At 69.6% G+C, this 18727-nt stretch carries 16 protein-coding genes; 7 read left to right on the top strand and 9 right to left on the bottom strand.

What is annotated here, in order from left to right; translation table 11 throughout:
- The first annotated feature begins 2 nt into the window (after positions 1 to 2).
- Genes nuoL through AL2_RS04120 form a run of 4 tightly spaced genes read left to right on the top strand, consistent with a single transcriptional unit; the run spans position 3 to position 6124 of the window.
- The gene (gene nuoL, locus AL2_RS04105; RefSeq protein ID WP_067629233.1) at positions 3 to 1913 is read left to right on the top strand and encodes an NADH-quinone oxidoreductase subunit L; all 1911 of its coding nucleotides are present in this window, start codon (positions 3 to 5) and stop codon (positions 1911 to 1913) included.
- Positions 1910 to 3490: an NADH-quinone oxidoreductase subunit M gene (locus AL2_RS04110; protein ID WP_067629235.1), complete on the top strand. Its 1581-nt coding sequence runs from the start codon at positions 1910 to 1912 to the stop codon at positions 3488 to 3490. Before nuoL ends, AL2_RS04110 begins: the two co-directional genes overlap by 4 nt.
- Entirely contained in the window at positions 3487 to 5073 is a 1587-nt protein-coding gene (gene nuoN, locus AL2_RS04115; RefSeq protein ID WP_067629237.1) for an NADH-quinone oxidoreductase subunit NuoN, read from the top strand. The genes AL2_RS04110 and nuoN overlap by 4 nt, the downstream gene beginning before the upstream one ends.
- Positions 5074 to 5083: 10 nt before the next feature.
- Entirely contained in the window at positions 5084 to 6124 is a 1041-nt protein-coding gene (locus AL2_RS04120) for a polyprenyl synthetase family protein (protein ID WP_083945908.1), read from the top strand.
- A gap of 65 nt (positions 6125 to 6189) precedes the next feature.
- On the opposite strand, the gene AL2_RS04125 is transcribed toward AL2_RS04120, so the two are convergent.
- The 9 genes from AL2_RS04125 to rarD all read right to left on the bottom strand — a co-directional run bounded on the left by AL2_RS04125 (position 6190) and on the right by rarD (position 16098).
- Positions 6190 to 6801 carry a GTP-binding protein gene (locus AL2_RS04125; protein ID WP_067629239.1) on the bottom strand — a complete coding sequence of 204 codons (612 nt, stop codon included), beginning with the start codon at positions 6799 to 6801 and terminating at the stop codon, positions 6190 to 6192.
- Positions 6782 to 7222 carry a DUF742 domain-containing protein gene (locus AL2_RS04130; RefSeq protein WP_083945909.1) on the bottom strand — a complete coding sequence of 147 codons (441 nt, stop codon included), beginning with the start codon at positions 7220 to 7222 and terminating at the stop codon, positions 6782 to 6784. Before AL2_RS04130 ends, AL2_RS04125 begins: the two co-directional genes overlap by 20 nt.
- Complete coding sequence (locus AL2_RS04135; protein ID WP_067629241.1) at positions 7219 to 7644, bottom strand: roadblock/LC7 domain-containing protein; 426 nt, start codon at positions 7642 to 7644, stop codon at positions 7219 to 7221. Before AL2_RS04135 ends, AL2_RS04130 begins: the two co-directional genes overlap by 4 nt.
- On the bottom strand, positions 7641 to 10166 hold the full coding sequence (locus tag AL2_RS04140) for a sensor histidine kinase (RefSeq protein WP_245666306.1): 2526 nt from the start codon (positions 10164 to 10166) through the stop codon (positions 7641 to 7643). The genes AL2_RS04135 and AL2_RS04140 overlap by 4 nt, the downstream gene beginning before the upstream one ends.
- 250 nt (positions 10167 to 10416) lie before the next feature.
- On the bottom strand, positions 10417 to 12120 hold the full coding sequence (locus tag AL2_RS04145; protein WP_245666307.1) for a prenyltransferase/squalene oxidase repeat-containing protein: 1704 nt from the start codon (positions 12118 to 12120) through the stop codon (positions 10417 to 10419).
- Positions 12117 to 13061, bottom strand: a complete 945-nt coding sequence (locus AL2_RS04150) for a terpene synthase family protein (RefSeq protein WP_083945910.1) — start codon at positions 13059 to 13061, stop codon at positions 12117 to 12119. The genes AL2_RS04145 and AL2_RS04150 overlap by 4 nt, the downstream gene beginning before the upstream one ends.
- A 22-nt stretch (positions 13062 to 13083) precedes the next feature.
- Positions 13084 to 14460: a cytochrome P450 gene (locus AL2_RS04155; RefSeq protein ID WP_083945911.1), complete on the bottom strand. Its 1377-nt coding sequence runs from the start codon at positions 14458 to 14460 to the stop codon at positions 13084 to 13086.
- 346 nt (positions 14461 to 14806) lie between these two features.
- Complete coding sequence (locus AL2_RS04160) at positions 14807 to 15166, bottom strand: hypothetical protein (protein WP_067629245.1); 360 nt, start codon at positions 15164 to 15166, stop codon at positions 14807 to 14809.
- Between the two features lie 47 nt (positions 15167 to 15213).
- Positions 15214 to 16098 carry an EamA family transporter RarD gene (gene rarD, locus AL2_RS04165; RefSeq protein WP_245666309.1) on the bottom strand — a complete coding sequence of 295 codons (885 nt, stop codon included), beginning with the start codon at positions 16096 to 16098 and terminating at the stop codon, positions 15214 to 15216.
- 110 nt (positions 16099 to 16208) lie between these two features.
- Here rarD and AL2_RS04170 point away from each other — a divergent pair, with 110 nt between their 5' ends.
- From AL2_RS04170 to AL2_RS04180, 3 genes are all read left to right on the top strand, one after another.
- Complete coding sequence (locus AL2_RS04170; RefSeq protein ID WP_083945912.1) at positions 16209 to 17252, top strand: serine hydrolase domain-containing protein; 1044 nt, start codon at positions 16209 to 16211, stop codon at positions 17250 to 17252.
- A 134-nt stretch (positions 17253 to 17386) separates the two neighbouring features.
- Positions 17387 to 17698, top strand: coding sequence for a DUF4190 domain-containing protein (locus AL2_RS04175; protein WP_067629251.1), 312 nt, complete (start codon positions 17387 to 17389; stop codon positions 17696 to 17698).
- A gap of 293 nt (positions 17699 to 17991) precedes the next feature.
- Positions 17992 to 18708 (top strand): hypothetical protein, encoded by a 717-nt coding sequence (locus AL2_RS04180; RefSeq protein ID WP_067629252.1) that lies wholly within the window; start codon positions 17992 to 17994, stop codon positions 18706 to 18708.
- Positions 18709 to 18727: the final 19 nt, after the last annotated feature.

Consider the following 18727-nt stretch of genomic DNA (forward strand, 5'->3'; position numbering starts at 1 on the left):
GAATGCAAGCGGAAGGCATCCAGGCCGCGTCCTGGCTTCTCGTCGCGCTCCCGCTCGCGGGCGCCGCGATCCTCCTGCTCGGAGGGAGGCGCACCGACAGGTGGGGCCACCTGCTCGGCACCGCGACGGCGGTCGCGTCGTTCGGCGTGGGCGTCGCGATGCTCGTGCAGATGCTCGGCTACGACGCCGCGGCGCGCAGCCGGACCCAGCATCTGTGGGACTTCATCGACGTCGGCTCCTTCAAGATCGGCATGGACCTGCTGGTGGACCCGCTGTCCATCAGCTTCGTCCTGCTGATCACCGGGGTGGGCTCGCTCATCCACGTCTACTCCATCGGCTACATGGCCGAGGACCCCGAGCGGCGCAAGTTCTTCGCCTACCTGAACCTGTTCGTCGCGGCGATGCTGCTGCTCGTGCTCGGGAACAACTACCTGGTCATGTTCCTCGGCTGGGAGGGCGTGGGCCTCGCCTCGTACCTGCTGATCGGGTTCTGGCAGCACAAGCCGACCGCGGCGACCGCGGCGAAGAAGGCGTTCGTCGTCAACCGCGTCGGCGACATGGGGATCATCATCGCGATCGCGCTGATGTTCGCCACGTTCGGCACGATCGACTACGGGCCGATCCTCGGCGGTGAACAGGCGGGCCTCGCGTCCCAGCTCAGCACCGGTACGGCCACCGCGATCGGGCTGCTCCTGCTGCTCGGCGCGTGCGGCAAGTCGGCGCAGCTGCCGCTGCAGTCGTGGCTGCTGGACGCGATGGAGGGCCCGACCCCGGTGTCGGCGCTCATCCACGCGGCGACGATGGTCACCGCCGGCGTCTACCTGATCGTCCGGTCCGGGCCGATCTTCGAGATGTCGCAGACCGCGCAGCTCGTCGTCACGATCGTCGGGGCGGCCACGCTGCTGTTCGGTGCGATCATCGGTTGCGCGAAGGACGACATCAAGAAGGCCCTGGCCGGCTCGACGATGTCGCAGATCGGCTACATGACGCTGGCGGCCGGGCTCGGCAAGGCCGGGTACGTGTTCGCCATCGCGCACCTCATCGCGCACGGCTTCTTCAAGGCGGGCCTGTTCCTCGGGGCCGGCTCGGTCATGCACGGCATGAAGGACGACGTGAACATGCGCCACTACGGCGCGCTCCGCGCCGTGATGATGTTCACCTACGTCACGTTCGGGCTCGGGTACCTCGCGATCATCGGGTTCCCGTTCCTGTCCGGCTGGTTCACCAAGGACGCCATCATCGAGGCCGCGTTCGACAAGGGCGGCACGTCCGGGGCGATCCTCGGCGTCTGCGCGGTGGTCGGCGCGGCCATCACCGCCTACTACATGTCGCGCGTGATGTTCATGACGTTCTTCGGCGAGAAGCGCTGGGCGGACGACGTCCACCCGCACGAGTCGCCGAAGGTCATGACGGTGCCGCTGGTGCTGCTCGCGGTCGGTTCCGTCGCCGCCGGCGGCCTGCTGATCCTCGGCGGGTTCGCCGACTTCCTCGAACCGGTCGTCGGGGCCCCCGAGCACGAGCACGAGTTCACGTGGCTCACCGCCCCCGGCGCGGCCGTCTTCGTACTGATGGTCATCGGTGCGGCGATCGCGTGGCGGCAGTACGGCGCCCGCAAGGTGCCGCGCGAGGCGCCCAAGGGCTCGTTCGTCACGGTCGCGGCCCGCAAGGACCTGTACGGCGACGCGTTCAACGAGTCGCTGCTCATGCGTCCCGGGCAGTGGCTGACCCGGCTCGCGGTCTGGTTCGACGGACGCGGCGTCGACGGCCTCGTCAACGGCACCGCCGCCGGTGTCGGCGGCAGCTCCGGCCGGCTCCGCCGGGTCCAGACCGGCTTCGCCCGTTCCTACGCTCTCTCGATGCTGGGCGGCGCGGCCCTCGTGGTCGCGGCGCTCCTGGTGGTGAACGTTTCATGAGCGACTTTCCCTGGCTGAGCGTCCTCATCGGACTGCCACTGGTGGGCGCGCTGCTGCTCGTCGTCATCCCGCGCGAGCGGGAGACGCTGGTCAAGCAGTTCGCGCTCGGCGTCTCCCTCGTCGTCGCGGCGCTCACCGGCGTCGTGGCGGCGGGCTTCGACGCGGGCGGGGCGCGCTTCCAGTTCGAAGAGAAGTACTGGTGGATCAGGGAGTTCGGGGTCCACTGGGCGCTCGGCGTCGACGGCGTCGCGCTGACGCTGATCCTGATGTCGGTGATCCTCGTCCCGCTGGTCATCCTCGCCTCCTGGAACGAGGCCGACCGCTCCGGCGGCTCGGACGTCCCGCCGAAGCGATCGGCGAAGACGTACTTCGCGCTGCTGCTGTCGCTGGAAGCGACCATGATCGGCGTCTTCGCGGCGACCGACGTGTTCCTCTTCTACGTCTTCTTCGAGGCGATGCTGATCCCGGTGTACTTCATCATCGGGTCCTACGGCGGCGCCCAGCGCTCCTACGCCGCGGTGAAGTTCCTGCTGTACTCGCTGTTCGGCGGGCTGCTGATGCTGGTCGCCGTCATCTGGCTGTACCCGCTGTCGGCCAAGTCCGTCGCGGACGGCGGCCTCGGGCACGGGACGTTCATGTTCGACGAGCTGTCGAAGATGAACATCGACCCGACCACGGCGAAGTGGCTGTTCCTCGGCTTCTTCGTCGCGTTCGCGATCAAGGCGCCGATGTTCCCGGTGCACACCTGGCTGCCGGACGCGGCGCAGCAGTCCCCGGCCGGCGCGCTGGTGCTGATCGTCGGCGTCCTGGACAAGGTCGGCACGTACGGGATGCTGCGGTTCTGCCTGGAGCTGTTCCCCGGCGCGTCCAAGTGGGCGACGCCGGCCGTGCTCGCGTTCGCGGTCGTCAGCATCATCTACGGCGCGGTCCTCGCGATCGGGCAGGTCGACATGAAGCGGCTGATCGCCTACACGTCGATCTCCCACTTCGGGTTCATCGTGCTCGGCATCTTCGCGATGACGTCGCAGGCCCAGTCGGGCGCGGCGCTGTACATGGTGAACCACGGCTTCTCCACCGGCGCGCTGTTCCTCATCGTCGGGTTCATGATCGTCCGGCGGAGGTCGGCGCGGATCTCCGACTTCGGCGGCATGCAGAAGGTGGCGCCCGTGCTGGCCGGGATGTTCCTCGTCGCCGGCCTGTCGAGCCTGTCGCTGCCCGGCCTGTCGCCGTTCATCTCGGAGTTCCTCGTCGTGGTCGGCACGTTCAGCCGCTATGAGTGGGCCGCCGTCGCCTCCATCATCGCCATCGTGCTCGCCGCCATCTACATCCTGTGGATGTACCAGCGGACCATGGGCGGCCCGACGGTCCCCGCGGTCGAGGGCATGAAGGACCTGTCCGCCCGGGAGAAGTGGGTCATCGCCCCGATCATCGCGATCATCGTGGCGATGGGCTTCTTCCCGCAGCCGGTGCTGCACGTGATCAACCCGTCGGTGGACCACACGCTGGCCCGGGTCGACCAGCACGACCCGGCGCCGGACATCACCGGTAACGTCGCCGAGAACGGAGCCCGTCCATGAGCACCACCAACCAGGTGAGCGCGGTCCTCGCGCAGGGGGGTGACATCCCCGCGCCGCACATCGAGTACGGGCAGATCGCCCCGCTGCTCCTGGTCCTCGGCATCGCCGTCGCGGGCGTGCTCGTCGAGGCGTTCGTCGGCCGCAACGCGCGCTACTACGTGCAGGTGCCGCTCGCGTTCCTCGGCCTCGCCGGCGCGTTCGCGTGGACGATCGCGCTGGGGTGGAGCGAGAACCCGCACCACGTCGCGGCCGAGGGCGCGCTCGGCGTGGACGGGCCGACGCTGTTCATCCAGGGCACCATCCTGGTGCTGGCGCTCGTCAGCCTGCTGCTGATCGCCGAGCGCGGCGGGGCCCGTGCCGACGGCGCGTTCGCCGCGCAGGCGTCCGCGCTGCCCGGCAGCGAGGCCGAGCAGCGCACCACCGAGGCGGGGATCACCCAGACCGAGGTGTTCCCGCTGATGATGTTCGCCGTCGGCGGCATGATCATGTTCCCGGCGTCGAACGACCTGCTCACGATGTTCGTGGCGCTGGAGGTCATGTCGCTGCCGCTGTACCTGCTGTGCGGGCTCGCCCGCCGGCGGCGCCTGCTCTCCCAGGAGGCGGCGGTCAAGTACTTCCTGCTCGGCGCGTTCTCGTCGGCGTTCTTCCTCTACGGAATCGCGCTGCTGTACGGGTATGCCGGGTCGGTGCGGCTGTCGGCCATCTCCGCGCAGATCAGCAAGGACGCCGGCAGCGAGACCCTGCTCCTCGCGGGCGTCGCGCTGCTGTCGGTGGGGCTGCTGTTCAAGCTCGGCGGCGTCCCCTTCCACATGTGGAAGCCGGACGTCTACCAGGGCGCCCCGACCCCGATCACGGCGCTGATGGCGTCCGGCACGGTCGTCGCCGCGTTCGGCGGGATCCTGCGCGTCTACTACGTCGCGTTCGAGACGCTCCGCTGGGACTGGCGGCCCGTCATGTGGGGCGTGGCCATTCTCACGATGGTCGTCGGGTCGCTCATCGCGATCACGCAGACCGACATCAAGCGGCTGCTGGCCTACTCGTCGATCGCGCACGCGGGCTTCCTGCTCATGGGCGTGATCGCCAGCTCCCCGCACGGCCTGTCGAGCACCCTGTTCTACCTGCTCGCCTACGGCTTCACCTCGGTCGGCGCGTTCGCCGTCGTCACGATGGTGCGGGACGCGAACGGCGAGGCCGGGCACCTGTCCCGGTGGGCCGGGCTCGGCAAACGGTCCCCGGTCGTCGCCGGCGTGTTCGCCTTCTTCCTGCTGGCGTTCGCCGGCATCCCGCTCACCAGCGGGTTCACCGGGAAGTTCGCGGTGTTCAAGGCGGCCGTCGAGGCGGGCGCGACCCCGCTGGTGATCGTCGCCGTCGTCGCGTCCGGCGTCGCCGCGTTCTTCTACGTCCGGGTGATCGTCGTCATGTTCTTCAGCGAGCCGGACGCGGACGGGCCGGTCGTGGTCGCCGGGCCGGCCACCGCGGTCGCCGTGGCCGTCGGCGTGACGGCTACTGTTGTACTCGGCGTGATCCCGCAGCCCGTTCTGGACCTCGCGGGTCAGGCCACGACCCACATGTTCGTCCGTTAGGGAGTCTTGGGTGAGCAACCCATCCGCCGAGAAGTCCGGCGGGCCGGCCGACAAGGTGACCGGCCCGTTCGGGCTTCCCATCGACGCCGCGCTCGCGTCCGACGCCAATGGGCGCCTGGCCGACGTCGAGACCATGCTGCTCGACTGCGTGCGCGGCGAGGACCCGCTGCTCACCGAGGCGTCCGAGCATCTCGTCGAGGCGGGCGGCAAGCGGTTCCGGCCGATGCTGGTGCTGCTCGCCTCCCACTTCGGGGACCCCGCCGCGTCCGGCGTGGTCCCCGCCGCCGTCGTCGTCGAGCTGACCCACCTCGGCACCCTGTACCACGACGACGTGATGGACGAGGCGACCGTCCGGCGCGGCCAGGAGTCCGCCAACTCGCGCTGGACGAACACCGTCGCCATCCTCACCGGCGACTACCTGTTCGCCCGCGCGTCCGACCTGCTCGCCGACCTCGGCCCGGAGGCCGTCCGGATCCAGGCCCGCGCGTTCGCCCGGCTCGTCCGCGGCCAGATCCAGGAGACCGTCGGCCCCGGCACGGACGCCGACCCCCTCAAGCACTACCTGGGCGTCGTCGCCGACAAGACCGCGTCCCTCATCGCCGTCTCCGGCCAGTTCGGGGCCCTCCTGTCCGGCGCCCCCTCGCACGTCGTCGACACGATCACCTCCGCCTGCGAGAAGATCGGCGTCGCGTTCCAGTTGTCCGACGACATCCTCGACATCGACGCCGAGACGGAGGAGTCCGGCAAGATTCCCGGCACCGACCTACGCGAAGGCATCCGCACCCTCCCGATGCACCTGGTCCTCGCCGGTGTCGGCTCCGGCCCGGACGACGCCCGCCTCCGCGAGCTCCTCGTCCAGGACCTCACCGACGACGCCCTCCACGCCGAGGCCCTGGCCCTGCTGCGCGCCCACTCCGCCATGGACCGCGCCCGCGCCGACCTCCGCCAGTGGGCCGAGGACGCCCGCGCCGAACTCCTCACCCTCCCCGACATCCCCGCCCGCGACGCCTTCACCAACCTCTGCGACTACGTCGTCTCCCGCACGGGCTGATCAAAGCGGGGCCGCTCCCGCCGCCGGTGTCGAGCCGGCGGCGGGAACGGCCCCGCTTTCTCGTTCTAGGCGTTCTGGGGTTCGGGTTCTCCGGTCAGGCCGCGGACCTTCATCGCGTGCAGGACGAGGTCGATGAGGACCTGCTTGCAGGATTCGAGGCTGCGCGCGTCGCAGAGCATGACGGGGACCTTGGGGCCCAGGTTGAGGGCCATCTGGATCTCCGCGAGGTCGTACTCCTTGGCGCCGTCGAAGCAGTTGACGGCGACGATGAACGGGGTGCCGCGGCGCTCGAAGTAGTCGACCGACGGGAAGCAGTCGGACAGCCGGCGGGTGTCGGCGAGGACGACGGCGCCGAGCGCCCCGAGGGAGACCTCGTCCCACATGAACCAGAAGCGCTCCTGGCCCGGGGTGCCGAACAGGTAGAGGACGTACTCGTTCCGCATCGTGATGCGGCCGAAGTCCATCGCGACCGTGGTGGTGCTCTTGCGCTCGACGCCGGAGAGGTCGTCCACGCCGACGCCCTGGTCGGTGAGGAGTTCCTCGGTGCGCAGCGGCTGGGTCTCGGAGACCGTGCCCACCATCGTGGTCTTGCCGACCCCGAAACCGCCCGCGATCACGATCTTGACCGCGGTGGGGAGCCGGCGGGCGCGCACGCCCCTAGAGGGCCCGGAGACCATCGATCACCGCCTTGTAGAGCCTGATGTCGTGCATGTCCGCCTCCGGTTCGGGTTCTTGCAGGGAGACGAACCCCTTGTCGAGCAGGTCGCCGAGCATCACCCGCACGGTCGCGACCGGCAGGTCGAGGTGCCCGGTGAGTTCGGCGACCGACATGACGTTCTGGCTGAGCTGGAGGATCGCCAGATGCTCGGGTCCGAGCCCGATCGTGGTGTCGGGTTCCGCGCCGACCGCGACCACGAGTGTGATCAGGTCGAACTTGCCCCGGGTCGGCTCGATGCGCCCGCTGGTCATCACGTAGGGCCGCACCATGGGTCCGGCGTGCTCGTCGAGGTAGCGCTCGTGCGGTTCCGGCTCCGGGACGGGCGGGCGCGGCGGGTCCTCCGGCCAGAGTTCGGGCGAGGGATCCTCGGGCGGCATCATGTCGGGCGGCCCTCCGCGGCGGTCTCCGTCCGCGACGGCGAGGTGAGATGGTCGCCCATGCTGGTGACGAGCATCGCCATCTCGTAGGCGATGAGGCCGACGTCGGCCTCATCGTCGGCCAGCACTGCGAGGCACGCGCCCTTCCCGGCCACCGTCACGAGCAGGAACCGCGACTGCATCTCGATGATCGTCTGCCGGACGGGGCCGCCGCCGAACCGCGCCCCGGCGCCCTTGGCCAGGCTCTGGATGCCGGCGGCCACGGCGGCGAGGTGCTCGCCGTCGTCCTGGCTCATCCCCTCCGACGAGGCCATGAGGAGACCGTCCGCCGACAGGACGACCGCGTTGCGCGCGTGCGGCACGCGGTGCACCAGGTCGTCCAGCAGCCAGCCCAGATCGGACGGTGAACCTGCCTTCTGCTTCACTGCTCGTCCTCGCCTTCCACTGCTTCGTTGCCGAGCGATTCGACCGCCGTCCTCGCAAGGCGGGTGCCGCGCTGGTAGGAACCCATGATCCGCTGAATCTCCTCGGGCGAGCGGCCGGGGTCGTCGTGCTCGTCCGGCTGCTCGGCGGCGGCGGACTCGTCGGTGCGCAGCGGCTCCGCGAGGTTGGCCTGGGGAACGCGGACGGGCAGGCCGGACGGGGTGGTTGAGCTATCGGTCACGGGCGGCTGGTCCTCCGGGTGACTGGTCGCTGCGTCACCGGGCGGTTCGGGACCGTCCGGCGGTTCCGCCGGGGCGGAACCATGGGCGGGGTCGGCCTGGGGTGCGGTGCTCAGCGGCTCGGCGGCCTGCGGTCCGGTGCTCTGCGGTCCGGTGCTCTGCGGTCCGGTGGTCAGCGGGTCGCCGGTGGCGTCCGAGCGGGTGCCGGTCCCAGTCCCGGTCGCCTGGGCCTCGGGGGAGTCCGGGGCGTCCGTGTCGTCGGATTCGGACGCGGGCGGTGCCACCAGGGCGAGCGGGGAGGCGGACTGCTGCCTGGTCAGGGTCGCGACACCGCGCGTCCCGGCCGCCTGCGCGTCCGCAGGCCGGCCCCGCTCGGCGCCGGCCGGGACCGCCGCCGGCTGCCGGACGGCCAGGCCGTTCTCGGTGGTGGCGGCGGGGGCCCGCCGGGCGCCGCTCTCGACGACCAGCTCCTGCGGGATGACGATGACGGCCGTCGTGCCGCCGTAGGCGGAGCGCTTGAGCGCGACGCGGACGCCGTAGCGCTCGGCCAGCTTCGCGACGACGAACAGGCCGAGCTGCACGGAGCTGCGCAGGTTGAACTCGGGCGGGTCGACGATCCGCTCGTTGATCTCGGCGAGCTTGTCGTCGGTCATGCCGAGCCCGCGGTCCTCGATGTCGATGGCGAAGCCGTTGGCGACGAGGTGCCCGCCGATGTGCACGGCGGTGTCGGGCGGGGAGAACGACACGGCGTTCTCGATCAGCTCGGCCAGCAGGTGGGTGACGTCGCCGACGGCCCGTCCGGCCAGTTCGATCGGGCCGAACGGCAGCACGGTGACGCGGGTGTAGTCCTCGACCTCGCCGACGGCGGCGCGGACGACGTCCACCATCGGGACCGACTGCCGCCAGCCGCGGGCGGGGATCGAGCCCGACAGCACGATGAGGTTCTCGGCGTTGCGCCGCATGCGGGTCGCGAGGTGGTCGAGCCGGAACAGCTCTTCCAGGTCCTTGGGGTCGATGTCCCGCTTGCGCTCCATCGTGTCGAGCATGTTCAGCTGCCGGTGCACCAGCGTCTGGGTGCGGCGCGCCAGGCTCAGCAGGACGTCCCGGATGCCGCGGCGCAGTTCCGCCTGCTCGACGGCGGTGCGGATCGCGGTCTCCTGGACGGCGTTGAACGCGCGCCCCACCTGCCCGATCTCGTCGTTGCCGAACTGCAGTGGCGGCGCCTCGACCGCGATGTCGACCTTCTCGCCGTGCCCGAGCCGCTCGACGACGCCGGGCAGCCGCTGCTCGGCCAGCTCCCAGGCCGCGCCGCGCAGCCGTTCCAGCTGCCGCACGAGGGCGCGCGCCGTGGTGATCGACACGATGATGGACGCGATGACCGCGAGCAGGCCGAGACCACCGGCGAGCAGCAGCCGGACGATGACCCAGACGCCGAGCGGCGTGGCCCGGTCGATGGTGCGCTCACCGGCCTCGTCGATGCTCCGGTTCATGTCCGCCAGCCCGGCCTGGGTGGTCTGCCGCCACTGCGCGGCGGTGACCCGCGTGCGCTGGCCCGGCCGGGTTTGGAGCAGCCGGTCCTCCAGCGCCTTGACCGCCGCCAGCTCGGGGCTGGTGGTCATCTCCTGGTATTCGCGGTGCTCGGTGTCGCGCAGCCCGACCATCGCCTGGTCGAAGGCGTAGCGCCGGACGGCGATGGACTGGTTGACGGCCTGCAGATCTCCCGAGCTGAGCCGACCGGTCTGAAGCATGCCGGCGACCAGCGCGTCCTCCCGGGTGAGCAGCTCGCCGCTACGGGCGACCGCGATGGCGGCGCGCACGACGTCGGCGAAGTCATCGTCGTCCAGGGTGGCCATGGCGTCGTACATGCGGTACACGGCCTCGTTCATGGCCGTGTAGTTCTGGAGCGCCTGATTGCGGCCCATCGCGCCCGAGTCCACGGCCCGGCGGTAGTCGCCGAGCTTCCGCAGGAGTCCGACCGCCTCCGCCATGCGGTTCTCGAGCGTGTCGTCGGCGGCGCGTCTCACCGAGCCGCTCTCGGTGCGGTCGATCATGGTCGCCACGGTCTTGTCGGTCTTGCTCCGCTGGGTCACCATGGCTTCGCGCCCGTTCTGGTTGGGAGCGGCGAGGTAGACCATGGTGAAGCGGCGCTCGTTCTGCAGTTCGACCAGCATCGGGTTGGATGCGGTCACGACCGTGTTCAGCGTGCTCACCCAGAGGAGGTTGACGCCCTCCCGTGCGGTCACCCATGCCGCGAAGGCCCACAGAGCGGTGAGTGACAGCAGCATCGCCGCAATCTTGGTCCGCAGTCGCGAGTTGCGGAAGCGCATTATTTAACCCAACAATATGTCAAGGCGCCCTGCAATTGGCGGAAAATGTCCGAATGCTGGGCGCGCGATGGTGGGGTATGCAGGGGAACGCCGATGTCGGCCGGTTCTGTTGCTTGCAGCACCATACCAACGACCTCATAGGCACTCAAGGCGAATCGTTTGATTTGGGAAGATTCCGAACGCCTTCACGAGGATCGAGTGGGGTGAATCACATCAGAGATCCCGCACGGTATTCCTGGAGCAGCGCGAGTGCGGCGAAAGTGACAGCGCTCACGATGGTGGCCGGGAGGTATGTATCCTTGTCATGCCACAGCGGTGGATTATTGAAATTTGTTAGCATTTGTCCGATTGTTTGGGGGGTGTCCGCCGCATCCGCCGTACCCCCCGCCGTCAGGGCCGATCGGATGAAGGCGCCGCCGCGGAAGGCCGCACGCAGGCACTCATTCCAGAGCGGCTCCCGAGCCGATCCGGCGAGCAGGAGGATGTGCACGGCGTACGCCGTCTCCTCGATGGTGCCGTCCCAGCGTCCCCACCCCCCGTCCGCCCGCTGGGAGCCGAGCACCCAGCGGACCGCGCGGTCCACGCAACCCGCGTGCCCGGACCCGGAACCGTACCGCTGAAGGGCCAGCGCGGCGCAGCACGTGGCGTAATAGGGGGACGCGTGCCAGCGGTCCCGCCAGGAACCGTCGGCCTCCTGCCGCTCGCACAGCCAGGAAGTGATCTTGAACATCGGGGCGGAATAGCGGTGTGCCGCGGTGCCGCCGCCGGTGGTCTCCAGGAAGTGCCCGAACGCCTCCAGTACGTGGGCGTTGGTCGTCACGGATCGGCCGTTCTCGCCCTGCCAGGTACAGAAATGCGTGTCCAGCTCGTACTGCAGGAGAAGGTCGGGTGCACAGGGACTGCCGAGGAGCGAAAGGGCATAAAGCACACCAGAGCTGGTGTCGGCATCGGGCGGGAGGCCTTCGCCCCCTCCGGTACCGGCCGACCCCAGAGCGGCACGCAGTTCGGCCGTCAGCCGCGGCGGCGCCTTCACCGGGATTCCGGCCCGTGTCAGCCAGCTCAGTACCCATCCCCGCTCGAACTCGGTGATGGGCGTGGCCACAGGCACCGGTCCTCTGTACTGGGCGACGCCCGCCTCCAGATACCGGCGAGCCCGCGCCCGGGTACCGTTGCGCGGGTCGGGTTCATGGCCGAGCCAGGCGGCCGTGGCCGCGGGGGAGGCGCCCACCGTCCCCGAAGGCCCGGGAACGACGGAGCCGGTTCCGCGGGCGGAGTCGCCCGCGATCTCCAGCGCGTGCAGGAGCTTCTCCGGGATCGGATCGCCCCGCTCCAGCACCTCCCGGACGACGGGAAGCAGTTCGCCGGTCATCCCGGCGGGGGCGCGCAGGCGGCGGTCGGGGGCCGTCCAGTGCCCCAGCCCGGGGATCCAGCTCATCGCCCGCGCGTCCAGCCGGACGTTGATCCGTTCGATCAGGTAGGGAACGATGTGCTCGATGGCGGGCATGTCCGGCAGGTCGAGGACGCGCCCCGGGGCGAGCCACCTCGACAGCAGCACCATCCCCCGCCCGGCGGCACGCGCCACGTCGGCGACAGATACTCCGGGCGGCTCCACGCGGGAAGGGGATGCGCCGAGGGCGGAGAGCAGGGCCTCGGTCGCGCTGAGGGTCGGAACCAGCGCGTACCCGTCGTCCGGCAGGCCCCAGCCGCCGTCCGGCCGCTGCTCTGCCAGCAGGAACCGCAGCCGCTCTCCGTGGCCGGTCAGCCAGGGGACCAGGGACACCAGCCTGCCGGTCTCGTAGACCGACGGCGAGGACGACCCCCAGGGCCGCTCGGTCAGGTCGTCGACGATCTTCTGCGCCGACACGATGATGTCGACGAGGCCCGCGCAGTCCGGGGTCGCGTCCAGTGTCACAGCGATCCCCAGTAGTCGCTGATGCCGTAGAACCCGGTGCTGTAGCCGATCTGGCGTTCCAGGTAGTCCACGGCCTCCGGGCACTCGCCGCGCAACGGTTCGAGCAGCGTGCGGCAGTGCCGGACGATCTCCTCGATGCGCGCGGTCAGCATGCCGGCGTCGGCGCCGAGCAACTGCGCGTTGAGATCGTTCCAGGCCTTGTCCCGTTCCAGTGTGGCCAGGTCGTTCAGCAGCCGGAGGATCTTCTGCACCTCGCGGCTGATGACCTGGAGCCGGTCGACGTGTGCCAGGGTGGCCGTGTCGCCGTTGACGATCCAGTGCGAGATGTTGACCCAGGCCGATCCATAGTTGTCGGCGTTGTCGAGGTAGTCCTCGAAGGACGGCAGGGCGCTCCGGTCACCGGACGAGGCCGACGCCTTCCACTCCACCTCCCGCGCCCCCGCCTCCAGCAGCCGCACCAGCTGGCCCCGCCAGTCGTCGCGCAACCCGGCGAAGGCGGGGGAGGCGGCGACATCGTCGCGGATGTCGGCCAGGAACCGGGCGAGCCCGTCACCGGGCGCCGGATCGCGGCCGTCGGCCACGGCGAGGCAGCGCCGGTTGAGGTCGTCGATCTCCTTCCGGGTCGTCGCCACGTGGTCGACCAGCCAGTCCAGGCCGAAGATCCACAACGAGGTGCGGTTGGCGATCCGCAGCCGCGCGGCGCTCAGCTCCGGGGAGCCGAACGCGTTGGCGCACGCGACGGCGGTGAACAGGGTTCCGTCGATGGGCTTGACGGCGAAGACGTCGGGATAGGCCTCCGCGCACGCCGCGAGGTCGCGGGCGGCCCGCACCGCCTGCGCCAGGACTGCGCCGTGGCCCTGGGCCACGCGCATCGGAACGCCGGCGGCCCGCTCCGCGCTGGACGGGGGGACGCCGTCGTCCGGGATGTCAGTGTTCGGCATCGCTCTGCCCTCGATGCCGTTCTCAGGCCGGCCGCTGGAGGGGATCCAGCGTCATCATGATCGGCTTGTCGGGCCGCAGCGTCAGACCCACCTGCGGCTTGGGCATCTCCGCCCCTTCCACCGGCCGCGTGCGGAACCGGCTGAAGATGGAGGCGAGGATCAGCTGCGCCTCGGCCTGGACGATATGGCGGCCGATGCACTGGTGCGGGCCGCCGCCGAAGGGGAAGTAGGCGTAGCGGTGGTACCGCCTCGCACGCTCGGGCTCGAACCGGTCGGGGTCGAAGCTGCGGGCGTCCTCGCCCCAAATCGACTTCATCCGCTGGGTGACGAAGGGGCTGACCAGCACGGTGTCACCCTTGCGGATCCGCACCCCGCTCAGCACGGTGTCCTCGGTGGCCACCCTGGAGAACAGCCAGCCCACCGGGAAGATGCGCAGCAGCTCCTGGACGACCTGCTTGGTGTATTGGAGTTGCGGCAGGTGCTCGGCGCGGACGCGGTCGGTGCCCACCACTCGCAGGGCTTCCTCATGCAGCTTCTCGCTGACCTCCGGATGCCCGTTCAGCAGCGGCCACAGCCAGGTCAGGGCCACGGTGGTGGTCTCGTTGCTCGCACCGAACGTGGCGAGCAGATTGCTGCGGATCCACCGGTCGTCCACCGGGCCGCCCTCCTGCTTGCCGGCACGGCACAGCGCGGTGAAGATGTCGTTGCCCTCGCCGGGGTCGTCGCGGTAGCGCTCGACCAGTGCGAACAGGCAGTCGTCCATCGCCTTGACGGCGGCACGGAACGCCCGGTCGCCGGGCATGGGCACGGACCGTGGCATGAACGGGAACAGGAACCGGTACGCGATCCTCATGACGATCTGCTGCAGGGGCGGGATCATCACATCCGCCTCGGCACGCGTGATCTTGTCGCCGAAGAGCACCTTGACCACGGTCTTATTGATGATCAGGTACATCTCCTGGAGCATGTCGACCGGGGTGCCGCCCCGGGCGTTCTCCTCCAGCCCGTCCACCGCGCCGTTGATCGCATCCGCCATCAGCGCGGTGAGCCTCTTGGTGTTGTGGAGGGAGAAGACCGGCTGCAGGGTCCGCTTGCTCGCGTCCCATCCCGGGCCCTCGTCCAGGATGCTGTCGGTCATCAGGTCGCGGATGGGACGCCAGTAGACCCCGCTGCGGTCGAAACGGTCCGACTGGTGCCGGAGTACCTGTTCCACGTCCTCGGGATCGGTCGCGAGGTACGGGCGGGAGGCCCCGAGGCCGATCCGCATCAGCTGCCCGCCGGCCTCCTCGCCCATGCGTTCGAGCTGCTGCAACGGATCTTTGATGAATCCCAGGGCGGTTCGGTACAGAGGAAAGTTCTTGGCCCGTCGCAAGGGGACGGCGTCAACATCAACGGACACTTCCGACGGCCCCCCACGAGCTCGACATCATCGGACCGCCTGCCGTGGCCGCTGCGCTGAGGTCCTGGCTGGGCGATTAGCGATCTCTGGCCACGTCTGAGTTTCTTGTGGTGCTTTGTAAGTTTTGCCGGAAGTATCACATGATCAATTAACGCGATCAAGAGGGCGAAGGAAAGAAATATCAGCCTGTTCCGGGTGGCGTTCGTCACTTGCTGGACGTGTTGTCTCATTTGTTGAGCGACCCTGACATCGTCTGCCCAGGTCACGCCTGGATAGGACTTACTGTCAGCGCTTGAATCCGCTGAGTAGCGGACGCCGAAAAGAAAAGGTGCCGACCTTATACCGGTTACCGGTCGTCTAGCCGGGGCGGGAGGAGGTCCGGCCATGCGACCCGTCCCGCCACCCGGACCTCGCCGGTCACCGTGCGCGACCCGCAGTGCGCGACGACCGCGTACGTGCTCGGCGCGGCGTCCGGCTTCACGATCGCGGCGCCGTCCGCGGCCCGCCTGGTGAACGCCTCGGACACCACCCGCGCCCTGCCCGCGCACCCCGGCACCGAGACCCGGACCCGCTCGCCCGGCCGCACCATCGCGGGCTGGACCGCGACGTCGTCGTGCCGGGTCGCCTTCGCCTCGCCGGTCGCCGGCGCGAGCATTCCCGCCGCGATCAGGGCCGTTCCCAGCAGGCTGACGGTGACCAGACGCAACGGGACTCCTCGAATCCGGGCATATGACGTCCGGCACTTTAGCCCCTTCAGGCGGCTTCGGGCAGACCTTCCCGCCGTCCCGCGCGCAACCCGTCCCACGTCAGTGTCACCAGTGCGAGCCACACCAGCAGGAACCCCGCCCAGCGGCTCGGCGGCATCTCCTCGTGCTGCACGAAGTACCCGATGAGGAACTGCAGCACGGGCGTCAGGTACTGCAGCATCCCGATCATGCTCAACGGCAGCCGGATGGCCGCGGCGTTGAACAGCATCAGCGGAACCGCCGTCACGACCCCGGCTCCGACCAGGAGGGCCGCGTTCCCCGCCCCGTGGTGCCCGAACGTCCCGCCGCCCTGTGCGTCCAGGATCAGCACGAACGCCAGCGCGGGCGGGAGCAGCACCGTCGTCTCGACCGCCAGGCTCTCCGCCGAAGGCATGTCGGCGAACTTCTTGAGCAGCCCGTACGTCGCGAACGCGACGGCCAGCAAGAGCGCGATCCAGGGCGGGCGCCCGTAATCGACGGTCAGCACCACCACGGCCGCGGCCCCGACCCCGACCGCTCCCCACTGCCAGGCCCGCAGGCGCTCCCGGAAGACCACCACGCCGAGGACGACGCTGATGAGCGGGTTGATGAAGTACCCGAGCGCGCACTCGATCGTCCGCCCCGAGTTGACGGCGTAGATGTACGTCACCCAGTTGACGCTGATGACGACCGCCGCCAGCGTCAGCAGCAGCGCCTGCCGCGGACCGAGCCTGCGGATCCACCCCCAGCTTCTCCTGCCCGCCAGCACCGCCGCGACGGCCACGAGCGACCACATGACCCGGTGCGCGAGGATCTCGACGGCCCCCGCCGGCTTCAGCAGCGGCCAGTACAGCGGGAACAGTCCCCAGAACGCATAGGCCGCGACCCCGTACGCCACCCCCCGCTTCACCACGACGAGTAACCTACCAGGCCGTAATCAGCCAACAAGAGCGACGCTCATGACCGCTCCGGGCATGGCACTCCCGGCAGGGACGAGCCCATCCCAGTGCCGCTCTGGGCGGGTTGCTGGACGATGGGGACACGGGCGGTTCGGTTGCGGTGTTCGTGGACGGCGAGCCCGTGGTGGACGTCTGGGGCGGGTTCGCCGACGCGGACCGCAGGATTCCGTGGCGGCGGGACACGATCACGAATGTCTGGTCGGTCACCAAGACGATGACGGCGCTGTGCGCACTCATCCTGGCCGATCGCGGCGATCTCGATCTGGCCGCGCCGGTCTGCCGCTACTGGCCGGAGTTCGCCGTGGCGGGCAAGGAGAAGGTGCTGGTGCGGCACCTTCTCGCGCACACTGCCGGCCTGCCCGACTGGGAGGGGCCGATCGAGGAACTGTACGACTGGCCGTCCGCCACGGCACGTCTGGCCGCCCAGGCTCCGCGCTGGGAACCCGGAAGCGCGGCCGGGTACCACTCGCTCACCCAGGGGTTTCTCGTGGGCGAAGTCGTGCGCCGGATCACCGGCCGAAGCGTGGGCGAGTTCTTCGCGGAGGACGTGGCGGGCCCGCTGGGTGCCGACTTCCGCATCGGGTCGCCTGCCGAACATGACCACCGGGTGGCGCTCGCGGTGCCGCCGCCGTTCCGGGACGAGGACTATGCCGCGAGCGCGCCGGGCGGTGGTGCGTCCTCCGCGGCCGGCACCGCCGTACGGGTCCGTGACGGGAACAGCGTGGCCTGGCGTCGGGCGCAGATCCCCGCGGCCGGCGGATTCGGCAACGCCCGGTCGGTCGCCCTTGTGCAGTCGGTGATGGCCTGCGGGGGCGCAGTAGGCCGGGTGCGGCTGCTGTCGCGGGCGGGCTGCGACCGCGCGAGGGAGGAGCAGTTCAGCGGCGAGGACCGGCTCCTGGGCATGGCGGTTCGTTACGGGCTCGGCTACGGCCTGTTCGGCGACAGCTTCGGCTGGGGCGGCTGGGGCGGCTCACTCGTCATGGTCGATCCCGGGAACCGCATGGCGGTGGCGTATGTCACCAACCAAATGCGTGAGCCGGAGCTCGATAACCGGGGCCTGGAGATCGTGATGGCCGCCTACGACGGGGTTCAGGGCCTACGGACCTGATACGGCCTCGTCAATGCTGACCCAGGGAGATGGGTGCGCAGGAGATGGTGGAGAGCAAGTCTGCTGAAGAGTGCGTAATCCTGCGCTGATTTCGGGCGTCGAACTGTTGCGGGGTCCGCGGAGGGAGAACGATCATGACGGAGCAACGGGTCGAGCCGGAACCGGGCAGCGTGCCGACGAACAGCATGCCGACGAACGGCATGGCGACGGCCAGCATGGTCATGGGTGTGCTGGGGCTGGCTCCGTTCGGGCAGTTCGCCGTCGGTGCGATCGTCCTGGGGCACATCGCGCGCAGGAGGATCAGGCGGACGGGGGAAGGCGGCAGGGGACGGGCCACCGTGGGTCTGATCTTCGGCTATCTCTTCACCGTCCTTTGGGCGGCCGTCCTGGGCATCACGATCTGGGCCTACGGTGTGGCCTTCCAGGCCTGGCCGCCCGGCCCTTAGCCGCGGTACTTGGATTTTGCCCAGGCGTACTCTAGTGGCGGCGAAGAGTCCTCGCTGAAGGGGCTGAAGTGTTCTCTTTGATGCGCACGAGCGACCTTGCCGAGGATGCTTACGTGACCAGGTACTTCGATACGGGACGCGAACGCCAGGGGGAGGGTGGACGAGGTGGCGTCCCCGCCGCGTCGCCGTAGCCTCGACGGGGCGGCCCGCGGCGGACCTCCACCGTCTGAGTAGGGGTTCCCGGGGGTGCGGGGGCGATGTACATTGCCCATAACCGCGGTCCAAGGATGGGCATGATGCCTCTTGACGAGCCGACGCAGAGTTTCATGCAACTCGGAATCCCGCGGCGTGCGGCCAAAGCGACCTCGCGTCTCCTGCGGCGTGACGTCACGGACAGGATGTGCTTGCTGCTCCCTGACGCCGAGTCCTCTGTCGCCCCCGGCAGCCTGATCGGTGCGCAGCGAATTCTCATCGAGGTCGTTCCCGACTTGACCCGTGACCTGATCAAGTCCGATGCGATGGTCTTCGCCCCGGACGTGGCCAACTCCTCGGCTCTGCCGCTGATCCTGTTAGAGGCGATGATCTTTGAGCTGGTCGACCGGGCCGGCATGAAGATGGGGACGGCGGCGATGAGGCGCCCCAGTCCCTCGGGTTTCCTGGTGGAAGCGCGGAGCTTCAACACGCGGCGCATCGCCGGTGGTGACGGAGTCCCGGCGATCACGCCGGACCTTCAGCTCCTGCTCGGCGGCATGGTGCGCCGTTTCATCGTCGAGAGCATCGCCGCCCAGGAATCGCATGGCAGAGCGCAAGAATGGACGGGATGGGCACTGCTGGCGGCGATGCACGCCATGGAGACCTACGACCACAAACTCCCGGTTCCGGGCCGGACGCTGCGCGACCTCGACGGCGTCGGCGCCTACCTGGCCTTCGACATGGGCCGCAGGATCATCGTCGCGGCCGCCATCGACCTCATCGACCAGGCAGAACGCGACGCGGCAACCGATTCCTAGGACCGCTGCCGTGCAGGAA

Source organism: Actinomadura latina NBRC 106108, from assembly GCF_001552195.1.
Lineage (GTDB): Bacteria > Actinomycetota > Actinomycetes > Streptosporangiales > Streptosporangiaceae > Spirillospora > Spirillospora latina.